The organism is Opitutaceae bacterium (genome assembly GCA_015075305.1).
Lineage (GTDB): Bacteria > Verrucomicrobiota > Verrucomicrobiia > Opitutales > Opitutaceae > UBA6669.
Genome location: JABTUS010000001.1, coordinates 465,146 through 486,352 on the forward strand (window position 1 = coordinate 465,146; position 21,207 = coordinate 486,352).

Below are 21,207 nucleotides of genomic sequence, written 5' to 3' on the forward strand. Positions count from 1 at the left end.
CGATGATCAGGGGGGAAGATCAGAGCCTCGGTGCGCTGCGAGATGAGCCCGCACTTATCAGGGGCCGCAATGAAATTTTTCTCTCACCGCCCCAATTGCGTGAGCTGCGGAAACTTCGGTGAAAGTTTTTTTGGTGAAGCTCTATTCGTGCCTCACGCCACTCGTTCAGTCGGCGAGATTGCTGCCTATCGGACAATCGCCATCCAGCTTGTCGTTGCAGGGGCGGCCGAATGTGCTGCAGGGCGCAACCGCGGTCTCGAGCCCAACAATTTCCCGAAGCCAGTCTCTCTTACGCTTCCCTTTTGCAAACCCGGAGCAACTCAATCCACGGCTTCTTGCGGACATCGAAACAACTTACTTGTATACAATCCTAGCAGTCAGTTTTCATCTCGCCAAGCTAAGACCTTGACACCCGGAAGTCGATAAGGCGGTCAAAATTGATGAATGAAAATTCATCGCAGATGCATCCTAGGTACTTAGCTGTAAATACTTGAATCAGAGAAATAAAGAAACCCAGTTGACACTATGATTCGCGCCGGGAGTCTGGCGACCGCTGGCGAAAAGTGCGATGCCCTCGATTCCATGAGAGCATTTCATGGGCTGCCAATACTCCGTCTGTCACGGTGTCATTTCTATTGGATGAGTCGCCGTGTATACGAACTCACGCTAAACCACGTCAACCTCACCTTCATGACCCGCCACTCCGAATCGACAACAAATGTGTCAATTCTCCCGGCCAATACAAGCGCTACCCGAATGGCCGCCTGCTTGTTTGCCCTAACAGCCTGTCTTCAGGCGCAATCGATCGACCCCGCCGTTGGCCCTCCTACCACTGCCTCCACGCAGCCTCCGCCGCTTGTCAGTGCTCAAAGCGATACCGAAGAAACTGTCATCAAGCTGATGCCATTTGTCGTGGCGGCGGATGCCGATCGCGGCTATCAGTCAACCTCAACGCTTGCCGGCACACGCCTGCGAACGGAGCTGCGTGATGTGGGTGCCGCGATCTCTGTGGTCAATGCGCAGTTCCTCGCAGACACCGCGTCGACGAATGCGAAAGACCTTCTGGTGTACACAATCGGCACCGAGGCCGCCGGAATGGGCGGAAACTTTTCCGGAATGAGCACCGGGAACGGCTTTTCCAATGCTGAGGACGGCCTGGTCAGCCCAAATCAGGCGACACGTGTGCGGGGGTTGAGTGGCGCCGACCTGACCCGCGATTTTTTCTCAACCGATATCGGCATGGATTCCTACAACACGGAGCGCGTCGACATCTCCCGGGGTGCCAACGCCATACTCTTCGGACTGGGAAGCCCCGCTGGCATCATCAACAACCAACTCAAGGTCGCCAACCTCCGGAGAAACGACATCACTTTCGCCGAAAGGGTCAGCCGGTACGGCGCCCATCGCGAGGTGCTCGATGTCAACCAGACAATTGTCAGGGACAGACTCGCCGTGCGGGTCATCGGTCTGAATGACGAGGAGCAGTATCGTCAGAAACCAGCGTTCGAGGACGATCGCCGCCTGTTCGCATCCCTGCGCTGGGAACCCCATCTGACAAGAAGTGGATCCACCCAGGTTCAAGTCAGCTATGAAGATGGTAGAATCAAGGCGAACCGCCCCCGGCTGAATCCACCTCAGGACGGCCTGTCCGTCTGGTACTCTGTTCTCGACAAGGTCGCCCTCGATCCAACGGCTCCAACCACCGTCACAAACAGTCCGTTGCTCGCCGCCCACCTCGGTTCGGCTGGACGCTGGTTCGGTCAGGTCGCTGCTGTCTTCACGGACCCCGCCTCAGCGACACAGGGTGGCAGCGGCGTACCGCCATTCATGATGAGTCGCGGCGGTACCCCCTACACCCAGTGGTTTGCCGTCGGCTCGTATACCGCACTCGGCAACAATCCACGATTCTTTCTCAATCAGCAGTTCGCGCCGGAGGGCCAGGCCTATGCGGGACTCTGGAAATACCAGGAGCTGCGGGATCCCAGTGTCTTCAATTTCTACGACAAGCTCCTCGACGGACCAAACAAGCGTGAGACTGCCGACTTCAACGCATTGAACGCTACAATCCGCCAAACGTTCATCAACGACGCAATCGGACTGGAACTCGCCTACGACCGCCAGGAACACTCCCGACGCAACCGCAGCCTGATAGGCTTCGATGCCGCCACCATCCATGTAGACATGCAGAACAAATTGGTCGACGGATCTCCGAACCCAAACTTCGGTCGACCCTATTTCGCCTCCGATTCGATCGGGAACTACATGGTCGATTCAGATCGCGAGGCCTTCCGCGCCACCACTTACGCCACAATTGACCTGACCCGAAAAGCCGGCCTGCTGCGACACCTGGGACGTCACGTTTTCACAGGTGTCTACAGCGACCAGGAGAGCACCCGCCTTTCCCGCACCCACCAGGGTTTCGCCTACACCCTCGATCAGAACATCTACGCAGACAATCCGGCAGCACAGTCCTATCCCGGCTACGTCGCCATCCACTATCTCGGCAACTCGATCGCCAGCCTCTCCTCCCCGGTCGGAGCAAACATCCAGAATCTCACCGCGTTGCACAATCCGGCCGCCACGGGCACGGCGCTCCTCTTCGACAATCGCAAAGACGCTTGGGTGCAGGCCCCAGTCAGCGTGCTCGATGCTGAGTCCAATCTCGACAAGCTCTACTCCCAGGCTTCGCGCGCGTTCAACAAGACCAGAAGCTGGTCGGCCATCTGGCAAAGCTACTTTCTCAATCGCAAGCTGGTCGGCCTCGTTGGCTGGAGGCAGGATGATTTCTCGCTCTTCGACGCCGGGGTGCCGAAAAAGGTCCCCGTCACTGACCAGGTCAATCCATTCGATCCAACATGGGTCTACCCGGATTCACCCACCATCCATGCCAGGGATCAGACCGTGAGTTGGAGTATCGTCGGGCATGCGCCCAATTTCATCAAGCGCCACCTGCCTGCCGGTACGGACATCAGTGTTTCCTACAATCGCTCGGAGAATTTTCGTCCGTCCTCCACCGTGGCCGACGTCTACGGCCGGCCATTCGCCCCTCCCTCAGGCTCAACCCGCGACATCGGGGCAACCCTTTCCTTTGCCGACAACAAATTCGTCCTGCGTGTGATGCGCTACGAGACCACTCAGTCAAATGACGTCAGCACATTCTACAACACCTTCTGGCCCGGCAACGATGTGGTGCGCGCAATGAACGGCCTTCGCGGCTCCCAGACCTCCGAAGTCTTGATCAACCGCTGGTTTGGCTTCACGCCCTCCGACTCACGCTACCTGCCGCTGCGGGCGAGTCTGACGAACCCGGCTCAAGCCAACAACCCCAATCCATCCCTTACGACTGCCGAGTCGGCGGCACGCAACGCCTGGTTCACCCAGCGCACACGCGAAGAATGGCTCCGGCCTGTCGATCCTCTGCTCGCCTCATCCTGGGCATTCACTCAGAACGCGAGTGGAACCTGGAGCGCGACTCGTCCGCCGAATGTCGGCAACATCGCCGCCACCGAATCGAAGGGGCTGGAAATCGAGGGGACCTACAACCCCCTTCCCTACTGGCGCATCACCTTCAACGCCGCCCGGCAGAAGGCCTACCGAGCCAGCTACGGCGCCGACTTTGCTGAATTCGTCGACCGAAACCTGAAGCTTTGGACCGACGGCGACGGCATAGTCGCTTCAAGCATCCGCGCGCAGAACGGATTCGAGGACATCCCGTATTTCAACAGCGTGACCGGCTCGCGTCTCGGCATTCTGGCGATCAACAACATGTACATCCCGTACCTCAATGCCCTCGCCGCCAACAACGCCGCCGCCCAGGAACTTCGCAAATGGCGCTTCAATGTCATCACCAACTACGACTTTCAGCATCGAGGACTAAAAGGCTTCAGCGTGGGCGGAGGCGCTCGCTGGCAGGATCGGGTCGCTGTCGGCTACGGTGTGAAAAGGAATGAGCTCGGTGTGTGGGTGTCGGACATCACCCAGCCTCACTTCGGAAGTGACGAACTGGACATCGATCTCTGGGCAAAGTATTCGCGAAGGCTCCACAAGGATCGGATCCGCTGGACCGTGCAGATCAATATCCGGGACTTGTTCGGCAACGACGACCTCATTGCCGTGACCGCGCAGCCCAACGGTCAGATCGCCTCGGCGCGCATCCCGCAGCCCATGCAGTGGTCTGTCACAAATTCGTTCACATTCTGAACCTCCTTTCTCCTTTCCGCAGACAGCCGGCTCCGTTCCTGATGCACGAAGCCGGCTGCAATCCGGGTTCAAATTCGCGCTTGATTTCCGCAGACGCGGGCCGATGTCCAGTAACGGGGTTGCCGTGAAACATCGACCCGGAAGCCGATCATGAAATATCTGATTCTCGCAATTCTTCTCCTTCTGGGAGGCCAGGCGCATGCACAAAGCGACCTGATTGCGATCTCGTACAAGGGGCGAATCGAGTACTATTGGGTGCTGTACACATCCCCCGACGGCCGTCACACGAAAATCACCAATTACAACTCGGCGATCAGCTTCTATGTCGATACCGGGTTCCTCAACTCGATCACCATCAGCCGCCCGCCAGAGCGGCAATCCCGTCTCGTGCGAATCTGGCGGTAGCGTTCACCGCGGCCCCCCATCTCGTTCTAGGCTGAAACACCCAGCAGTCCACGGGTGATCTGGAAATGGCTGAAGCCGAGGGATGTGCAGGCCGTGGTGTAGTTTCCGGCGATCACACCGGCAATGCGGCCCGTGATCAACTCGAGGTCGTGCTTCACATCGATCGCAAGCAGGCCATCCGAATAGTCCCTGGAGCCTTCCGCTGCCCCCCCGGTCCCGTCGAACTGAAGCACCGGGACCAGGGGATGCCCCTCTCTTGGGTGTATTGAAACGGCGGATACAGCAAGATTGGCTCCGCATGCTCCGAGTCCGGCAAGGTTTTCCGAGAAGTCCGTGCTTTCCGTCGCGACAATGTGCAGTCCTCGTTCCCGGCTGCACTGCCCATGGCTCAGACTCGCCGCGACTCCCGCCCCCAGTATCCTTCGCAGGCGCGTCGCCGCCATGAGCAGCGGATCCGATTCCGGCACAAGCACCGTCCCGCCTGCAGCCACTGCGCCCAGCACGAATTCAGCCAGGCTTTCATAGCACGCCTCATCCAGCCCGGCAACCGACTGCACCGCGATCGAGAGCAGTCCGATGCCTCCATTCGCCGCCACCGGCCCCGCCATGATTTTCAGGCGCCGCTCAAACCAATCCCCAACCTTTCCCAGTGCGCTGTCGATGCCGCCGTCAAGTTGAACACTCGCCCAGCCAAATTGACTTGGTTCCATCCCGGCAGACTCCAGGTGGCGGCGCATCACGTCGTTTGGAATCTTTTCACATCCGTGTTCAAGAAAAAGCGCCGCCGCCACATTGGGATGGGTGGCATAGCCGAGATACGTTCGAAGCAACCGCTCATGCATGGAGGCGCCTCCGTATCCGCAGCCCTCCGTATGCTGCGGCGCGACGAAGCGGGAAATGCCCTGCGGCCGCCCCAGGCCGGCCGCATTCATCCGCTCCGCCGCCATTCGCGCCACCTGCGTCGAGCAGAGACTTGTTGGAAACACGAGCCCCACCCGTTCGGTCGCCCAGGTGTCATGCCCGCGTGGATACACTTTTACTGTGACTTGAGGCAGTTCCACGGGGCGATGAGCCGTCGCAAGCCGCGCCGCGTCACGGCCAAGAACCGCCCTGCCCGCCGGTTCGGGCCTCGATTGCAGCTCCGGCAGCCGCGATGCGTCGGTCTGACGCCAGTTTCGCCAGATCGACACCTGGGAGTGCCCCGCAATCTCGCCCTTTGTCTTTTCACCCGAGGCAGTCGCCACCACAAGATCCAGGGTCTCCGCGGTCAGCGCCTCCATGCTCTCCCCGTCGAGATAGCGCCCGGCATTCACATCCATCTCATGGATGAGCAGCTCATGCCTGCGTGTCGTCGTCGTCAGCTTGATCGTCGGGACAAAGGGGAAATTCGTGATCGAGCCGTTTCCCGTCACGAAGAGGAACAGGTTGCAGCCCGAGGCCACCTGGCCCGCAATGCCCTCGAGATCGTTGCCGGGACTGTTCATGAAATGGAATCCAGGCCCGGGTGCGGGTTCGCCGTACTCGATGACATGCTCCACGCGGGAGCGGGGGTCCTTCTTGTGGGCGGCACCGAGGGACTTCAGGACAATGTTGTACAGCCCCCGGAGCTTGTTTCCCGCCGACGGGTTGGCTTCCGCAGTGACTCCATGCCAGGCAAGCCGATCCTTGAAACGTTCAATCGTCCTCAACAGCGAACGCGCCGTATCGATGTCGCGCACCGACCGCAGCATGTAGCTTTCGGCTCCCACCAACTCGTCCGTTTCGCACAGAACTCCCGCTCCGCCGTTGCGGATCACTTCATGAACAACAGATCCCGCGAGCGGGTTTCCCGAAACGCCGGAGAACGCGTCGCTTCCCCCGCACTGCAGCCCAATCGTCAGTCCGGCGAGCGGCTCCCGCGTCCGGCGGGCCGAGGCCACGAGCGCGATGCATCCGCGCACCCATTCCTCAACCTCCGCATAGCCGGCTTTCACTCCGCCCTGAAGCGAAACGAACCGGTGCGGCACATGATCCAGCCCGCCGCCCTCCGAGCGCATGAAATGCTTCAGCGTGCGATTGTTCACGGGCTCCACCCCGAAATCGACCGCGACGATCGCGCCAACATTCGGATGCAGCATGAATCCAGAGAGGGCGCGATGAATCTCGAGCACGTTGTTCGGCGCTTCCACCCCGCCTCCCTCGGTATGCGAGACGGCGACTATGCCGTCGACACCAGCATGAGCCCCTGCAAGCGGCTGGAGGCGAGCAGCAATCTCACGCGCCGCACTGGCTGTTCGCGACGTTGTGCCAAGGATGACGATGAAGTTCCTCGTTCCCACGCCACGGGATCCACCGCGGCGGTAGCCCTGGAAGGTTCGCCGCTCCGGAGCCAATTCCAGCGGCGGAGCGGGAGAAAACGATCGTTCATCCAGGACGAAGGGTTCTATCTCATCCAGGAAGTTCGCCTGTGATGGAATCTTCCCTGTCACCTCCCGGGAAGCCAGCGCCCGGATCATCGAGTCATTGCAAACATAGTCCCCAGGAGCGATCGCCCGCATTGCCCGGCCGAAGGGCAGTCCCCACGAGAGCAGTTTCCCGCCCGGTGCAATTGCTCGGACAGCGAATCGATGACCCTCAAGGACCGTGTGGTGAATCGTCATCACAACCCCAAAAAAGTCGATCACGCCACCGGCCTCGATGCGCCGCGTGGCGATGGCCACATTGTCACCTTCCGCTGCGAGTCGCGCCAGCGACTGAAATTGGAACGGCTCCATCATGGGCGGATCGACGCGGGGATCTTCGACTCCATGGACCGGCGAAGGATTGCACCGCAATCTCTCATCCTAGCAGCGCTCCCGCGCACTCGCATGGTTCGTTGATTCCCTCAAGTGCTCATCGAACTCCAGTTCGACCCGTTCCTCTCCTGAACCGGGCGCCCAAAGGCGCCGGATGAGAAGGTCCGCCGCAGACAATGCGAGGTCCTGATGCGACGCTCCGACGCAGGACAGGGGGGGATTGAAAAACCGGGAGATTGCGTAGTCTCCGACGCCAATGACGGCGACATCCCCGGGAACCACTCGTCCGGTTCGCGCAAACGCGTGATACGCGCCCAGCGCCTCCCCGTCCGTCACCGCGTAAAGCGCATCGAAATCCGCGCCCCTCTTCAGGCAGGACACCATGGCCGCAGCCGCGGATTCCTCCGAAAGCGCCTTTGCGACAATTTCAGGGGCACGTCGCCCGGTCAGACGCTGCGACGCCTCCAGAAACTCGTTCACCCTCATGCGGGTGATCTGAGTCAGAGGGCTGCCATGCAGCACGGCGAGCCGGCTCCGCCCGGCCTGCACAAAAATTTCCGCAGCCCGGGTTCCGCTTCCCGGGCGCTCCATGACGCTCGCGTACCCGGGTATCGCGCGGTTCACAAGCACAGTGGGATAGGGCAGCTTCGTGTTCGCGAGGAACGCGTCGTCCTCCATGGTGGTGTTCGTGATGACGGCGGCATTGAAGTGATCCCCGCTCAGCAGCCCGGGAAGCTCCGCAAGTTTGCCCGCCTCAAACATGCCGATCTGCAGCAGGTAGGAAACATTCGCGCGCACGCCGGCCCTGCCAGCCGCCTCCCGCAGCCCCGCAACAAAATGGTTCACAAGCAGCAGCGGGGCCTGGTGGCTCGTGATCAGCGCAAGCACGATCGTCTGCCGCATCTGCGCACCCGTCCTCAGCCTGCGCGCTCCGATGTTCGGCAGGTAGCCCAGCCTCGCAGCCGCCGCCCTCACCTTCAACACGGTCTTTTCTGAAATGCGCCGCTCCTCGTGGCGATTGTTGAGGACCGAGGATACGGCGCCGATCGAAACACGAGCCGCCTTCGCGATGCTGCAGACGGTGACGGGAGGTTTTTCCGCAGTCCTTTCCTTCATGCCATCGTGTGGGCCATGCACGACAGCAAAAGAGCATCACCCCGGTTTGGCGAGAACATGGTAGTTGGCCATGGAGATTCCGCTCATCATGGCGCCAATGATCCCAAGAAAACCCTGATCAGTGCCGCAAAGATAGAGGTTCGAATAGGCCGTCCTGCCCGACCGAACCTTCTGAGGCGCACCGTATATCGCACCCTCCTCATGCCCTGTGTAGCGACGCACGGTCAGGGGCGTGAACATGTCGGTCGTGACAGTGGCGTCCTCGAGCAGGCGCGCCCCGGGCTCCGGAAGAAAGCGCATCGCGCTGTGCTGCATCGTGGCGAACCATCGCGCCTTTTCCCGCCGGTATTCATCCACCGCAAGGCGCTCCCAGGCATGAAAATTCGCCTGGCATGTCACGCGAAGGATGCCTTCGGGCAGGCAATGGTGGTCTGGATACACGAAGTTGTTCGGAAAACAAATGACCCCGCTGCGCAGATCGACAGCATCCTTGGGGCGTGCGTAGGTCAGGCGCTCGGAATCGTTGAAAAACACAATGGTGTCGTCCATCCAACCCATTTCGGCAGGCTGCCTGTCCAGAATGCAGATGGTCTCGGCGAAGGACAACCGCGGGCCCTGCGGATTCGAAGCAGCAACATGACCCGCTGGCCCCGCCTCAGTCTCCACCAGAGCCTGGGTTTCACTCAGGCCAATCGAACTGATCACATGATCCGCAGTGACCTCCTCGCCCGAATCCAGCCGCAGGGACACCACGCGGTCCCCGCGTGTCTGGATCCGGCTGACGCCACATTTCATCCTGCGCTCCCCGCCCGCTTCCCGGTATTTTTCCAGAAGCACGCGAAGGATCACGCGCACGCCTTCCAGTGGCCTCGCAAATCCCTCCAGGAAGATCGCCTTGAACATGATGACAAACTGTCCGAACTCCATGTCGCCGGACTGGGAGCTTCCATAGTACATCAGGGGGCAAAGCAGCATGTCCTCGAGCAATGGATCAGTGACGTGTTCGCGCAACATCGCGCGCGCGGACCTGGGTGGCGCATCGAGTGAAACGTCGTCATAGGCGCGAACCAGCGCCACCAGCCGTCGGAAACCGTCGATCTGTGCTGGAAACCGCTCCGCAATTGCCGCCTCCAGCACCATGAAGTCATTTGTGAAGCCAAGCGAGACCTCGCCGCGCGGTCCGAACGCGATGCGGGACCGCCGCTGCTCGCAGAGGGCGAACTGTTCGCGATCAATCCGGAGCTGCCGCAGCAGTTTTCCCAGCGGGGTGCCCTTGACGCCGGCGCGAACGAAATTTGTCACGGCATGCAGTCCCACGTCGAACTTCCGTCCCGCAATGCTGTAGAATCCATTGAGCCCGCCGACGGCATTGTGCCTCTCGAAGATGCACACCTTCCTGCCGAAGTGCGCCAGCCTGATCCCCGCAGCCAGGCCGGACATGCCAGCCCCCAGGATCACAACGTCATAATGCGTGCTGCTGTTCACGGGAGAACGTGCATTCGGGGCGCGCCGCCATCAATCACCATGAAAAAGGCCGGGGCAATCCCCGGCCGTCAGGAAGCTCCGCAGCATCAGAGCCCTACCCTTTTGCAGCGAGCTCGTTGAACTTTGGCGTGAGATAATCACCGCAGCCATCCAGCGTCGCGAGTTGCGGGTAGTCCTTCTCAGGAACCTCAATGCCGTGTCGCTTGCGCAACTCCATGACGATGTCGAGAAAGTCCATTGAATCGAGCTGCATCTGGTCGCGCAAACGAAGGTCAGGCTTGATCTTCGAAAGGTCTTCATCGGGTGCAATGTCGGCGATGATATCGAGCACCACCTGCTTAACTTCGTCTTTTGTCATGGGCGTGAAAGGTGCAACTATCGCACGAAACGCTTTACAATCAACGTGGAATTTATCCCCAGCATTCCAAACGAGTTGTTAAGAATGGCATCCACCTTTGCAACCGCCCTGGGTTGATTCAAAACCAGCCCGGGCAGGGAGCAGGCGGGATCAAGAGCCTCAACATTGATTGTCGGATGAACCACGCGATCCTCGAAGGATGGCAGGTTGCCGGCCAGCTCGAGGGCGCCCGCGGCACCCATGGCGTGGCCAATGTAGCTCTTGGTGTTGTTCACGGAAGTATCCGGACAGCCTTCGCCAAAAACCGAGCGGATGGCCTCGCACTCCTGGATGTCGCCCATCGGCGTGGCCGTGGCATGTGTATTGATAATGTGGATATCCTGCGGCTGCATGCCGGCCCGCGCCACCGCCTCACGCACGCACTCCGCCTGTCGGCCCGGGTTCGGGAGCACATAGTCGCTGGCATCGCTGTTGACGCAGTATCCTGCGATCTCCCCGTAAATGCGGGCTCCCCGCCGGAGAGCGTCATCCAGGCGCTCCAAGGTGTAGAGCGCACCACCTTCGGAGATCACAATGCCGTTGCGCGCCTTGTCGAATGGACGCGACGCACGATTGGGGTCGGGATGATGCGCCAGGGCATTCTGTGATTTGAATCCCGCAAAGATGCCAAACGTGTGTATGCTCTCGCTCACTCCGCCGCAGATCGCGAAATCCACCTCGCCCAGGCGCAGCATCTGCGTCGCATGTATCAATCCAAGATTCCCCGCGGCGCAGGCGGCCCCGATCGTGTAGGCGGGCCCCGTGGTTCCAAGGTTCAGGGAAATCTCGCCCGCCGGGTTGTTCGCGACGGTTCGCGGATTGTGATAGTGGGACCAGAACTTCGTGTCATGTCCGAATTTGGAAATCGCATAGATCTCATTCTCGGTTTCCACATTTCCGTGCTCGGTGATGCCCACAAACACGCCCGTTCGGTTCTTCGCGATGACCTCCACGCTCAGTCCCGCGTCAGCAAGCGCCTCGCGCGCACAATAGATTCCGATCGATCCTGCACGCGTGCCCACGCGGACTTCCTTCCGTTTCTGGTGCTTCAGCGGATCATAGTTGCAGACTCCTGCAAGCAGCGGTCCCATGTAGCGAATCTCGATGCGGGCGATTCGCGCCACTCCCGCCAGGAGATTGCCTCGAAACTCTGCAAGACTGTTGCCGTTCGGGGCGGTCAGCCCCACCCCTGTGATGACGATGCGCGAAAGACTCATCTCGGATTTTTATAAACAGCTAGCCAACCGGGCCACGGGCGCAATACAAGCCTCCGGTCCGTATCACCTTTTATCATGAACGTTCTTGTCGTTGGAGGCGCGGGTTACATTGGCAGTCATTGTGTCCGCCAGTTGATTGCCGCGGGGCATCGTCCCGTGGTCCTGGACAATCTGGTCTTCGGACACGCGAAGGCATTGCCCGGATCGGTGCCACTCAATTGCCATGATCTCGGCGACGAAGATGCGGTCGGTCGCATCCTGCGTGAGGAACGCATTGATGTGGTCATGCATTTCGCAGCGTTTGCCTACGTGGGGGAATCCGTGACGGACCCTCTCAAGTACTACTTCAACAACGTGGTCGCAACACTCCGCCTGCTTCGGGCGATGCTGGCCGCAAATGTGAAGCGATTCGTATTCTCCTCCACCTGCGCCACCTATGGCGTGCCGGCTTCCATGCCCATCACCGAGTCAACGCCACAGTCACCGATCAACCCCTACGGTCAGACCAAGCTGGATGTCGAGAACGCGCTGAAGGCCCTTTGCCACGCCCATGGACTCAGTTTCGCCGCATTCCGATATTTCAACGCCGCGGGGGCCGCCGAAGACGGTTCGATTGGAGAGTGCCACAACCCTGAAACACACCTGATTCCCCTTGCCATCGACGCCGCCACCGGCCGCCGGGGAGCCTTGCAGGTCTTCGGCAACGACTACCCCACTCCGGATGGAACCTGCCTCCGTGACTATGTGCACGTGGATGACCTGAGTCGTGCACACATCGCGGTGTTCGACAGGCTCCGCGACGCGGGAACTTCCCTGTTCTACAATCTTGGCACCGGCAACCCGACCTCCGTCCACGAGGTGATACGCGCAGTTGGCAGAGCCACTGGAAGAAAAGTGCCGTTCACGATCGCACCGCGCCGCGCTGGCGATCCGCCCGCGCTTTATGCCGACAGCTCCAAGGCGGTCCGCGAACTCGGCTGGAAGATCCAGCATCCGGATATCGATTCCATCGTCGCATCGGCCTGGCGCTGGCACTCACGCAAACCCGAAGGCTACGCGTGAGATCGACGCAGTCGCTGCCAACACGTCAAATCTTCAGCGACCACTCGTCGATGCGTTTGCGCAGAGTGGCGCGCGTGATGCCGAGTTTCTCCGCGGCACGAAGCTGATTGCCGCCCTCGGTTCGAAGGACGCGTTCGATCATCTCACGCTCGAGCCGCTCGAGAATCGGAGTCGGGCCCTTTGCCAGTTCACGTTCAAGAAAATCGAGCGCGCGCTGAACCGTCAGCTCCGGTTCGTTCACCGTCCGCACATCCGGGGTGCCGCTGGTTTCCGCCTGCCTGCCCTGCACAGGGTTCCCAACGGGGAGGATGTTGTCCGCGGGTCCTGCGGACAGTCGCGCCGGATCCACCTTCGCCAGGCTTTCAGGCGGAAGAGCACCGACCGCGTCGCGCACCTCGGCGGGCAGATGCTTGAGGAGAATGGTGTCACCCTGCGCAATTACGGCGCTTCGATAGATCACGTTCTCCAGTTCGCGAACATTGCCGGGCCAGCGGTATCTCACCAGCACGGCCAGCGCCTCTGGCGAAACCTTGCTCACGCGCGCCTTCCTTTGCTTGACGAGGTTCTGCAGGCTGAAGTCGACAATGGCGGGAATGTCCTCGCTCCGGTCACGAAGTGCCGGCATGCGAATGCGCACGACGTTGAGGCGGTAGTACAAGTCTTCACGGAAGGTTTTCTCCTTCACCATCGCCTCAAGGTCCTTGTTGGTCGCGGCCAGTATGCGCACATCCACCGAAATCGTTTCGACTCCGCCCACCCTCTGAATTTCCCCCTGTTGGAGGACGCGGAGGATCTTCGTTTGCGTCGCCAGGGCCATGTCGCCGATCTCGTCCAGAAAGATGGTGCCGCCGTCGCACAGCTCGAATTTGCCCAGCCGCTGGGCGGTCGCTCCCGTGAAGGATCCCTTCTCATGGCCGAACAACTCGCTTTCGATCAGATTGTCGGGGATGGCCGCACAATTCACCGGGATGAAGGGCTTCGCGGCGCGGTGGCTGTGTTTCCAGATCGAGCGCGCCACGAGTTCCTTGCCCGTTCCGCTCTCGCCGGTTATCATCACCGTGACATCGCTCGCGGTCACCTGGCCGATGATCTTGAAGACATCCTGCATCACGGGGGATGAGCCCACGATGCCCTCCTTGTAATCCTCGCTGTTCAGGATCGGCTGGTAGCCGCTTGCGGCACGCATGTCCGCGTGGGCCTGAAGCGCGGTTTCTGAAATCGTCAGCACCTTCTGCGAATCGAAGGGCTTCATGATGTAGTCGAATGCGCCGTACTTCATCGCCTCAATCGCCGTCTGCGCGGTCCCAAAGGCGGTCATCAGCACGACTATCTGCCTCGGATTCACGGACCGGATGTGCTGAAGGGTCTCAATGCCGCTCATGCCGCCCATCCGAACATCCAGAAAAATGAGATCGGGAGGCTGCTTCTTCACCATGGCAATGCCCTGCTCTCCGCTGGCCGCCTCGAGGACATTCCATTTCCGCGAGGTCAGCACACGTGTCAGCGAATAGCGGATCTCCGCATCATCGTCGATGATGAGGATCACCGGGTCATTCGAAGGAGAGGCGGGATCGGACATTTGCCATCCAGCCTATCCTGATGTGCCGCCGCTTTGCGAGCTCCAGCACCGGATGCCGCGACAAAATTCCGTGCTCCGCGGCAAGAGGCCGGATCAGGTGCGGATGAAGATGCCCTTCAAGTTCATCTCCAACTGGGCCGGATTCGGTGAAAACTTCAGCGCATCGCTCCGCGCGATCCTGCCGGCCTTGACGAGGCGCAGCAGGTCCTTGTTGAAGGCAAAGGTCCCCGCCTCCGCACCACTCTCAAGCAGCACTTGGATCTTCTCAAACTGGCCTTCGAGGATCAAATTGCGCACCGTCGCGTCAGCCTGAAGGATTTCGTTCGCCGGATAGCGCCCGCCGCCTTCAATCGCCGGAATGAGCTTTTGACAGATGAATCCGCGGAGCGAGCCGGCGATCTGGCGGCGCGCCTGAATCTGCTGCTCCGGAGGGAAAAACTCGAACAGGCGCGTGAGCGACTGCGCCACCGTCGCCGCGTGCATCGTCGAAAAGACAAGATGCCCGGTTTCCGCTGCGCTGATCGCCGTCTCAAACGTCTCCCTGTCCCGCATCTCGCCGATCAGAATGATGTCGGGATTCTGACGCAGCACGGACTTGATCGCCAGTTGAAAGCTCTGCACATCCAGTCCGATCTCGCGCTGCTGGAACACCGACTTGTCGTCCTGAAACGTGTACTCGATCGGATCCTCGATGGTCACTATGTGACGATCATGATTGTGATTAATCCAATCCAGCATCGAGGCCATGGTTGAACTCTTGCCGGAGCCCGTCGCGCCGCAGACAAGCAGAATGCCATCCTTGGCCTGGGCGAGTCTTAGAAGCGGCTCCGCCTGAAGATTCAGTTCCTCGAACGTTGGAACACGGCTCTTGATGTGGCGAAAGACGATGCTGACCAATCCCCGCTGATGAAAGCCATTGACGCGAAACCTTCCGACATCGGCCACGGAGTAAGCGAAATCAATTTGCCCTTCCTCCTCCCACCGCTGCTTGAAAACCTTTGGCACGTTCTCATCGACAAATGTCTGCGCCTCGACCGCGGTGATGGGATCCATGTCAACCGGCTTCAGGCGGCCCGAAAGCCGGACATACCCTGGTTTGTTTGACTTGACGACGACATCGCTCGCCCCGCTCTCGACGGCAAGCCGCAGCAAGTCGGTAAAAATTTCGGTATTGGGAGACATGGGGGCGGACAGAATATCGTTGCGATCTCGGTATAGTGCTCTGCTTTTCTGGGAAAGGTATCACTCCATGAAGCTCCGTCCACTCACCGGTGCCATCACCGCGCTCGTCACTCCATTTCGTAATCAGCTTGTTTCGGACGCTGATCTCAAAAAGTTAGTGGAATTTCAGATCAAAGGCGGAATCAACGGGCTGGTTCCCGTGGGAACGACGGGGGAATCCCCGACCCTGGACCATCGCGAACACCTGGAGGTCATTGAAAAGGTCATTGCCTTTGCCCGCGGGCGCGTGCCCGTGATTGCGGGCACGGGCTCGAATTCGACCAAGGAAGCCGTCGAATTGACAGAGCTTTCACATCGTGCCGGCGCTGACGCGATGCTGGTTGTCGCTCCCTATTACAACAAGCCGAGCCAGGAGGGTCTTTTCCAGCACTTCTGCGCCATCGCGGAAGCCACCGACCGCCCGATCATCCTCTACTCCATCCCTTCGCGCTGCGGCATCGAAATCAGCGTTGGTGTCGTTGCCCGTCTGGCGGAGAAGTTCCGCCATGTCCGCTGGATCAAGGAGGCCGGTGGTTCCGTTGATCGTGTGGACCAGCTCAAGCAGGCGCTCGGCAGGGAGCTTACGGTGCTGAGCGGCGACGACAGCATGACCCTCCCGTTCATGGCTGTTGGAGCGGAAGGTGTGATCAGCGTCGTCTCGAACCTTCTTCCCAGGGACATCGTGCAACTCACCCAAGCCGCTTTGGCCAACGATTTCGCCCGCGCCGGAAAACTGCATCGCCGGCTGTACCCGGTCTTCAAGGCAATGTTCCTCGACCCCAATCCCGTGCCCGTCAAGGCGGCCCTCGCCCGGGCCGGCATCATCGGCTCCGCCGAGGTGCGGGGGCCGCTGAGCAGCATCGCGCCCGCAAACGAAAAGATTCTTTTCGATGCATTGGCCGCAATTGGACGCTGAATCCATCATGGCTCTCTCAATCGGCATCATTGGTTCGCGCGGGCGCATGGGGCAGGCGGTCGCTGCAGCCGCCCGCGACACCGGCGTGGGCATCAGCGCCCAAGGCGACGCAGGCGATGATCTGGCCGCTGTCGTTGCCGAGGCTTCCGTCGTCATCGACTTCTCCGCCCACAGCGCCACGGCCCAAGTGATCCAGCTCGCCACGACGCACAGGAAGCCATTGGTCATAGGCACCACAGGACACGCTGCAGAGGAAAAGAAGCGCCTGCTCGCGCTCGCCAGCGCCTGCCCGTGCGTCTGGTCAGGCAATTATTCGGTCGGCGTGAACCTGCTCTTCGCGCTGACTCAGCGCGCCGCCGCCGTGCTTGGCGACGACTACGATGCCGAAGTCGTCGAAATGCACCACCGCTTCAAGAAGGATGCGCCGAGCGGAACGGCTGAACGCCTGCTTGAGATCATTCTGAAGGAGCGAAACCTCGGTGCGAATGCACTTCGCCACGGCCGCCACGGCATCACCGGTGAGCGCACCCGCACGGAGGTCGGAGTTCACGCGCTCCGCGGGGGTGATGTGGTTGGTGATCACACGGTGATGTTCGCGGCGCTGGGCGAGCGTCTTGAGCTCACGCACAAGGCGTCGGATCGAAGCATCTTCGCGCGGGGCGCCATCCGCGCCGCCGCCTGGGTCGTGGGTCGCCCCCCTGGGGTCTACGACATGCAGGATGTGCTTGGTTTGCGCTGACAGCGCATTCCGCAAGCGACCCTTAGTTCGACAACCAGACTCATGATCACATCCGTGCAGGGTATTCTCGTGTCCGCCACACCGCTCGTCGCGGTGATTGACATCGGCGGCATCGCCTACGAGGCGAACATCCCCGTCACGACTGCGGAACGCCTCCCGGCGGTTGGCAGCACGGTCAAGCTGCACACCCTGGTCATTTATCGCGAGGACGCCCAGACCCTCTACGGATTTGCGTCGACCGCAGACCGGGATTTTTTCCGCTTGATGATCGACCATGTGACCGGCGTGGGGCCCAGAATGGCGCTCTCGATCATGAGCAAGCTCTCGCTCGCCTCACTCGAGGCGGCTGTCAGTCAGGGCGATGTCGCGCTCCTTGCCAAATGCCCGGGCATCGGCAGGAAAACCGCCGAGCGGCTCGTGGTTGAGCTTCGCGGCCGAATTGCACCCGCTGGATCGGGCATCGCGCCGGGGGACGTTGCCTCCAGCGTCTCAATGCCTGCGAACAGCGGAGGCTCAACGCGCACGGCGGACGCGGTCAAGGCGCTGATCGCCCTGGGTTACCGCGCTCCTGATGCGGACGAAGCCGTGCGGCGGGCAGTCCAGGCGCTTGGACCGGCGGCTACAACGGAGGATTTGATCAGGAAGGCCTTTGCCTGAGGCCCGGCCCGCCGGGCATGCGGGAGAAGTGCGTATCCAGCGATTGACTACGCGGTGCGACAGCGTGTGCGGCAATCACCGCTGAAACTGGAACGATATCATCTCCACATTGCCCTGCATCGGCTCGCGTCCGCGATAAATCCGTGTCTCTGGGCGCGCGAGCACCGGCTGCCGCTCAAACGCGGCTTCCTGTCCCGACAGGGCATTCAATGGAGGCAGCTTGACGTTGTTGAGCCATGCGAGATCCACCTGGTGGGTGCTGGACGAGCCGTTGCCCGCCGTGCGGCCGATGACAGTCGTCGCTCTCGCGAGAAAGGATTTGAAGGACGGGCGAAACGACTCCTGCGCTCTTGCGTCGGAAACGGCCGGTGGAATGGAAACCTCAGTCTCGGACAAGACTGCACCCACGGGCGTCACGATGGCATGGGCATTCGTACCTGCCGCGAGTTGCGCCAGGACGGCGGGGCCTGATTCATCCGGCCGCGTCGCCGCAATTTCGGGCGCGAGGGTGCCAGCACCGGACTTGGTCCGAACGAATTCCGAAAGCCGGTCCGTGCCAAGAACCGCCACAAATGCAATCGCTGCAGCCAGGCCCATGGCTGGAACAACAGCCCATCGCCAGATGGGCGCCATCCGGGATGAACGTGGATGGGAATCAAAGGATGACAGGACCGCGGCCGTCTTGGGCGCGAGCGAGCGCTCCGCGTCAAACAGGACGGCGCAGGCCTTCTGCATCCGGCAATACTGGGAGTAGATGCGACGGCGCTCCGGGCTCCGCTGCACCTCCGCCTCGAGTTCCACCGCCTCTGCAGGTGTCAGCCGATGGTCGACATAGAGATTCAACAATTCGATATACCGCGACTCTTTCATTTGAAATCTTCCCCCATGCGTTGCCGAAGGCTCTCACGCGCACGCGCGATCCGGCTTTTGACAGTACCGACTGAAATCCCCAGGATGACCGCTATCTCCTCATAGGACAGATTCTTGATGTTGCGAAGGACGAGGATTTCGCGGTGCTTGGGTGAAAGCTTTTCCATTCCGACCGCGATACGGTCGACGAGTTCCTGGGTCACCGTGACATTGTCCGGAGTCTCCTGTTCTGCAGCGAAAACCTCACTCAGCGGCGTGGCATTGTCCGGCCCAACGGGCTGGTCGAAGGATACCGTTTGATCACGCTTCCGCCGCCACCAGTACCAGTATCGATTCCGGGCCAAATTGGTTGCAATTTGATACAGCCATGTGGAAAAGGCAGACTCCCCGCGGAAATTCACCAGCCCCTTGTGCGCGCGAATAAACGCATCCTGCGTGACCTCCTCTGCATCCTGCTGGTTTCTAAGCAGTTGATGCACCATGGCGTAGATGCGATCCCAATGACGCCGCACCATTTCATCGAATGCCGACTGGTCGCCGGACTTGAATCGGTCAACCAGCATCCTGTCGAAGGCAACATCCTGCGCTTTTGTGCTCATACGCTCAGCAGCAGTGTGATGGACGTATTTTTGAATTGTTCCCACAGATTGGAGCCGGCGGACAAAAAGTTCCAGTTAAGCGCAGCTTCCTGCAGATTGACGCTTATTCTCATCAAGCCGACACATCGATTCAGTCAATCCACGAATGGTCGAAATGCAAAACGCCTCACAACGTTTGCGGAAGCATGCCGGAGACAGCCTTCTACGGTACGGCAACCCGAAGGATCTGTTCCCATCTGGATCAAGTGCGCTGGCTGATCGGAACGACAGGACTGCCGAAAGAGAATTAGCTGTTCAAACAGGACCGCACATTCTTCGTGAATAGCATCCGTGTTTGCGTCGGCCCTGTCGCAAACCTGAGCCTTTAACTACACTGCCCCGCGGACCACCACGGAATCCAGTCCCTTCCTGAACTTTCTCGGAAAGTCAGCGATCGCATGCAGCCCGCGGCTCTCCTTTCGCTGAAGCGCGCAGGTCACTATCAGGCTGGCTATCTGCAGCAGGTTGCGCAGCTCGAGGAGCTTGGGATCGACCGAGAAGTTCCAGTAGTAATCGTGGATCTCACGCGTGAGTGTGTCGATGCGCGTGCGTGCCCGCTCCAGCCGCTTGGTCGTGCGCATGATGCCCACATAGTCCCAGAGCGTGCGGCGCAGTTCATCCCAGTTGTGCGAGAGCACCACCCGCTCGTCCGGATCCTCGCCGCCGAGATCGCGCCAGGCGGGCAGCGCTCCCGCGTCCGTCCTGAGTTCGCGCAGGTGGGCGTCGACCGCGCTGGCGCCGCGGTGCGACATCACAACCGCCTCGAGCAGCGAGTTGCTGGCAAGCCGGTTTGCGCCATGCAGACCCGTGCTCGCCACCTCGCCGGAGGCATACAATCCGGGCAGACTGGTCTCCGCGGAAAGATTCGTCACCACTCCGCCACAGGTGTAATGCGCGGCCGGCACAACCGGCACCTTTTCCCTTGTCAGGTCGTATCCGAGGCGTTTGCAGGTGCGATGAATCTGGGGAAAATGGCCGCGGATGAAATCCGCCCGCCGGTGGGTGATGTCCAGCCACACATGCGGCGAGCCGCTCCGCTTCATCTCATTGTCGATCGCTCGCGCCACGATGTCGCGCGGAGCCAGATCCGCGAGCGGGTGATACCGCTTCATGAACGCCTCGCCCTCGAAGTTGCGAAGAATCGCGCCCTCGCCCCGCACCGCCTCGCTTATGAGGAAGCGCTCCCCGGTCGTTGAATAGAGCGTGGTCGGGTGAAACTGGATGAACTCCATGTTGCGGATCTCAACACCCGCACGATAGGCCATGGCGATGCCATCGCCGGTCGCAATGTCCGGATTCGTCGTGTACAGATAAACCTGCCCTGCTCCGCCCGAGGCGAGCATGACAACCGGTGCTCTGAAAGTCACCACCCGTCCGCTCTGCACGTCGAGCGCGTACAGGCCGGCAACCCGCCTCGCATTCCCGCGTCCAGCTCCGCCAGCCTTGTCCGATGTTATGATGTCGATCGCGAAAACATGCTCGAGCAGGTGCACGCGCTGGGCTCGCGCCACCGCCTTGAGCAAGGCCTCCTCGATCGCCTTTCCCGTGGTGTCCCTGACATGGAGGATGCGCCGCTCCCCGTGCCCCCCCTCGCGTCCGAGATCATAGGTCCCCGCTTCATTGCGGGAAAACTTCACGCCCCAGTCCACCAGCTCGCGCACCCGGTCCGGGCCGTCCCGAATGATCTCCCTCACGACCGTTTCATCACACAGGCCGTCGCCCGCGACAAGCGTGTCGCGCACGTGTTTGTCGAAATCGTCCGTCTGCGCGGTCACGACGGCGATGCCGCCCTGGGCGAAATTGGTGTTCGAATCCGCCTTGTTCTTCTTCGTCAGAATCGCCACCGAATGCCCGCGCGCGGCGGCCTTCAGCGCAAAGCTGAGACCAGCAATGCCGCTTCCAACGACGAGAATGTCGTAGCTCCGTCGCAA

Annotated in this window: 16 protein-coding genes; 6 read left to right on the plus strand and 10 right to left on the minus strand. The window is 60.6% G+C overall.

Features of this window, described 5'->3' with window-relative positions; all coding sequences use genetic code 11:
* Positions 1 to 900 precede the first annotated feature (900 nt).
* Positions 901 to 4,200 (plus strand): TonB-dependent receptor, encoded by a 3,300-nt coding sequence (locus HS122_01870; protein ID MBE7537145.1) that lies wholly within the window; start codon positions 901 to 903, stop codon positions 4,198 to 4,200.
* A 150-nt stretch (positions 4,201 to 4,350) separates the two neighbouring features.
* The gene (locus HS122_01875) at positions 4,351 to 4,605 is read left to right on the plus strand and encodes a hypothetical protein (GenBank protein ID MBE7537146.1); all 255 of its coding nucleotides are present in this window, start codon (positions 4,351 to 4,353) and stop codon (positions 4,603 to 4,605) included.
* A gap of 26 nt (positions 4,606 to 4,631) precedes the next feature.
* Here the strand turns inward: HS122_01875 and HS122_01880 are convergent, their stop codons facing one another.
* From HS122_01880 to HS122_01900, 5 genes are all read right to left on the minus strand, one after another.
* Positions 4,632 to 7,361 carry a UxaA family hydrolase gene (locus HS122_01880; GenBank protein ID MBE7537147.1) on the minus strand — a complete coding sequence of 910 codons (2,730 nt, stop codon included), beginning with the start codon at positions 7,359 to 7,361 and terminating at the stop codon, positions 4,632 to 4,634.
* 66 nt (positions 7,362 to 7,427) lie between these two features.
* Positions 7,428 to 8,495 (minus strand): LacI family DNA-binding transcriptional regulator, encoded by a 1,068-nt coding sequence (locus HS122_01885; protein MBE7537148.1) that lies wholly within the window; start codon positions 8,493 to 8,495, stop codon positions 7,428 to 7,430.
* A gap of 36 nt (positions 8,496 to 8,531) precedes the next feature.
* The gene (locus HS122_01890; protein MBE7537149.1) at positions 8,532 to 9,980 is read right to left on the minus strand and encodes an NAD(P)/FAD-dependent oxidoreductase; all 1,449 of its coding nucleotides are present in this window, start codon (positions 9,978 to 9,980) and stop codon (positions 8,532 to 8,534) included.
* Between the two features lie 94 nt (positions 9,981 to 10,074).
* Positions 10,075 to 10,338: an acyl carrier protein gene (locus HS122_01895; GenBank protein ID MBE7537150.1), complete on the minus strand. Its 264-nt coding sequence runs from the start codon at positions 10,336 to 10,338 to the stop codon at positions 10,075 to 10,077.
* Between the two features lie 17 nt (positions 10,339 to 10,355).
* On the minus strand, positions 10,356 to 11,594 hold the full coding sequence (locus HS122_01900) for a beta-ketoacyl-[acyl-carrier-protein] synthase family protein (GenBank protein ID MBE7537151.1): 1,239 nt from the start codon (positions 11,592 to 11,594) through the stop codon (positions 10,356 to 10,358).
* 75 nt (positions 11,595 to 11,669) lie between these two features.
* On the opposite strand from HS122_01900, the gene galE reads away from it, so the two are divergent.
* Positions 11,670 to 12,656 (plus strand): UDP-glucose 4-epimerase GalE, encoded by a 987-nt coding sequence (gene galE, locus HS122_01905; protein MBE7537152.1) that lies wholly within the window; start codon positions 11,670 to 11,672, stop codon positions 12,654 to 12,656.
* A 25-nt stretch (positions 12,657 to 12,681) separates the two neighbouring features.
* Here galE and HS122_01910 read toward each other — a convergent pair whose 3' ends face one another.
* Both HS122_01910 and HS122_01915 read right to left on the minus strand, forming a co-directional pair.
* Positions 12,682 to 14,235, minus strand: coding sequence for a sigma-54-dependent Fis family transcriptional regulator (locus tag HS122_01910; GenBank protein MBE7537153.1), 1,554 nt, complete (start codon positions 14,233 to 14,235; stop codon positions 12,682 to 12,684).
* 93 nt (positions 14,236 to 14,328) lie between these two features.
* Positions 14,329 to 15,417 (minus strand): PilT/PilU family type 4a pilus ATPase, encoded by a 1,089-nt coding sequence (locus HS122_01915; GenBank protein MBE7537154.1) that lies wholly within the window; start codon positions 15,415 to 15,417, stop codon positions 14,329 to 14,331.
* 67 nt (positions 15,418 to 15,484) lie between these two features.
* On the opposite strand from HS122_01915, the gene HS122_01920 reads away from it, so the two are divergent.
* Genes HS122_01920 through ruvA form a run of 3 tightly spaced genes read left to right on the plus strand, consistent with a single transcriptional unit; the run spans position 15,485 to position 17,768 of the window.
* On the plus strand, positions 15,485 to 16,372 hold the full coding sequence (locus HS122_01920; GenBank protein ID MBE7537155.1) for a 4-hydroxy-tetrahydrodipicolinate synthase: 888 nt from the start codon (positions 15,485 to 15,487) through the stop codon (positions 16,370 to 16,372).
* Positions 16,373 to 16,379: 7 nt separating this feature from the next.
* A complete protein-coding gene (locus HS122_01925) occupies positions 16,380 to 17,111 on the plus strand; it encodes a 4-hydroxy-tetrahydrodipicolinate reductase (GenBank protein ID MBE7537156.1) in 732 nt (243 codons plus the stop codon).
* Positions 17,112 to 17,153: 42 nt separating this feature from the next.
* On the plus strand, positions 17,154 to 17,768 hold the full coding sequence (ruvA, locus tag HS122_01930) for a Holliday junction branch migration protein RuvA (protein ID MBE7537157.1): 615 nt from the start codon (positions 17,154 to 17,156) through the stop codon (positions 17,766 to 17,768).
* A gap of 75 nt (positions 17,769 to 17,843) precedes the next feature.
* On the opposite strand, the gene HS122_01935 is transcribed toward ruvA, so the two are convergent.
* The 3 genes from HS122_01935 to nadB all read right to left on the minus strand — a co-directional run bounded on the left by HS122_01935 (position 17,844) and on the right by nadB (position 21,207).
* The gene (locus tag HS122_01935) at positions 17,844 to 18,638 is read right to left on the minus strand and encodes a hypothetical protein (GenBank protein MBE7537158.1); all 795 of its coding nucleotides are present in this window, start codon (positions 18,636 to 18,638) and stop codon (positions 17,844 to 17,846) included.
* The gene (locus HS122_01940) at positions 18,635 to 19,237 is read right to left on the minus strand and encodes a sigma-70 family RNA polymerase sigma factor (protein MBE7537159.1); all 603 of its coding nucleotides are present in this window, start codon (positions 19,235 to 19,237) and stop codon (positions 18,635 to 18,637) included. Before HS122_01940 ends, HS122_01935 begins: the two co-directional genes overlap by 4 nt.
* A 368-nt stretch (positions 19,238 to 19,605) precedes the next feature.
* Positions 19,606 to 21,207: an L-aspartate oxidase gene (gene nadB / locus HS122_01945; protein MBE7537160.1), complete on the minus strand. Its 1,602-nt coding sequence runs from the start codon at positions 21,205 to 21,207 to the stop codon at positions 19,606 to 19,608.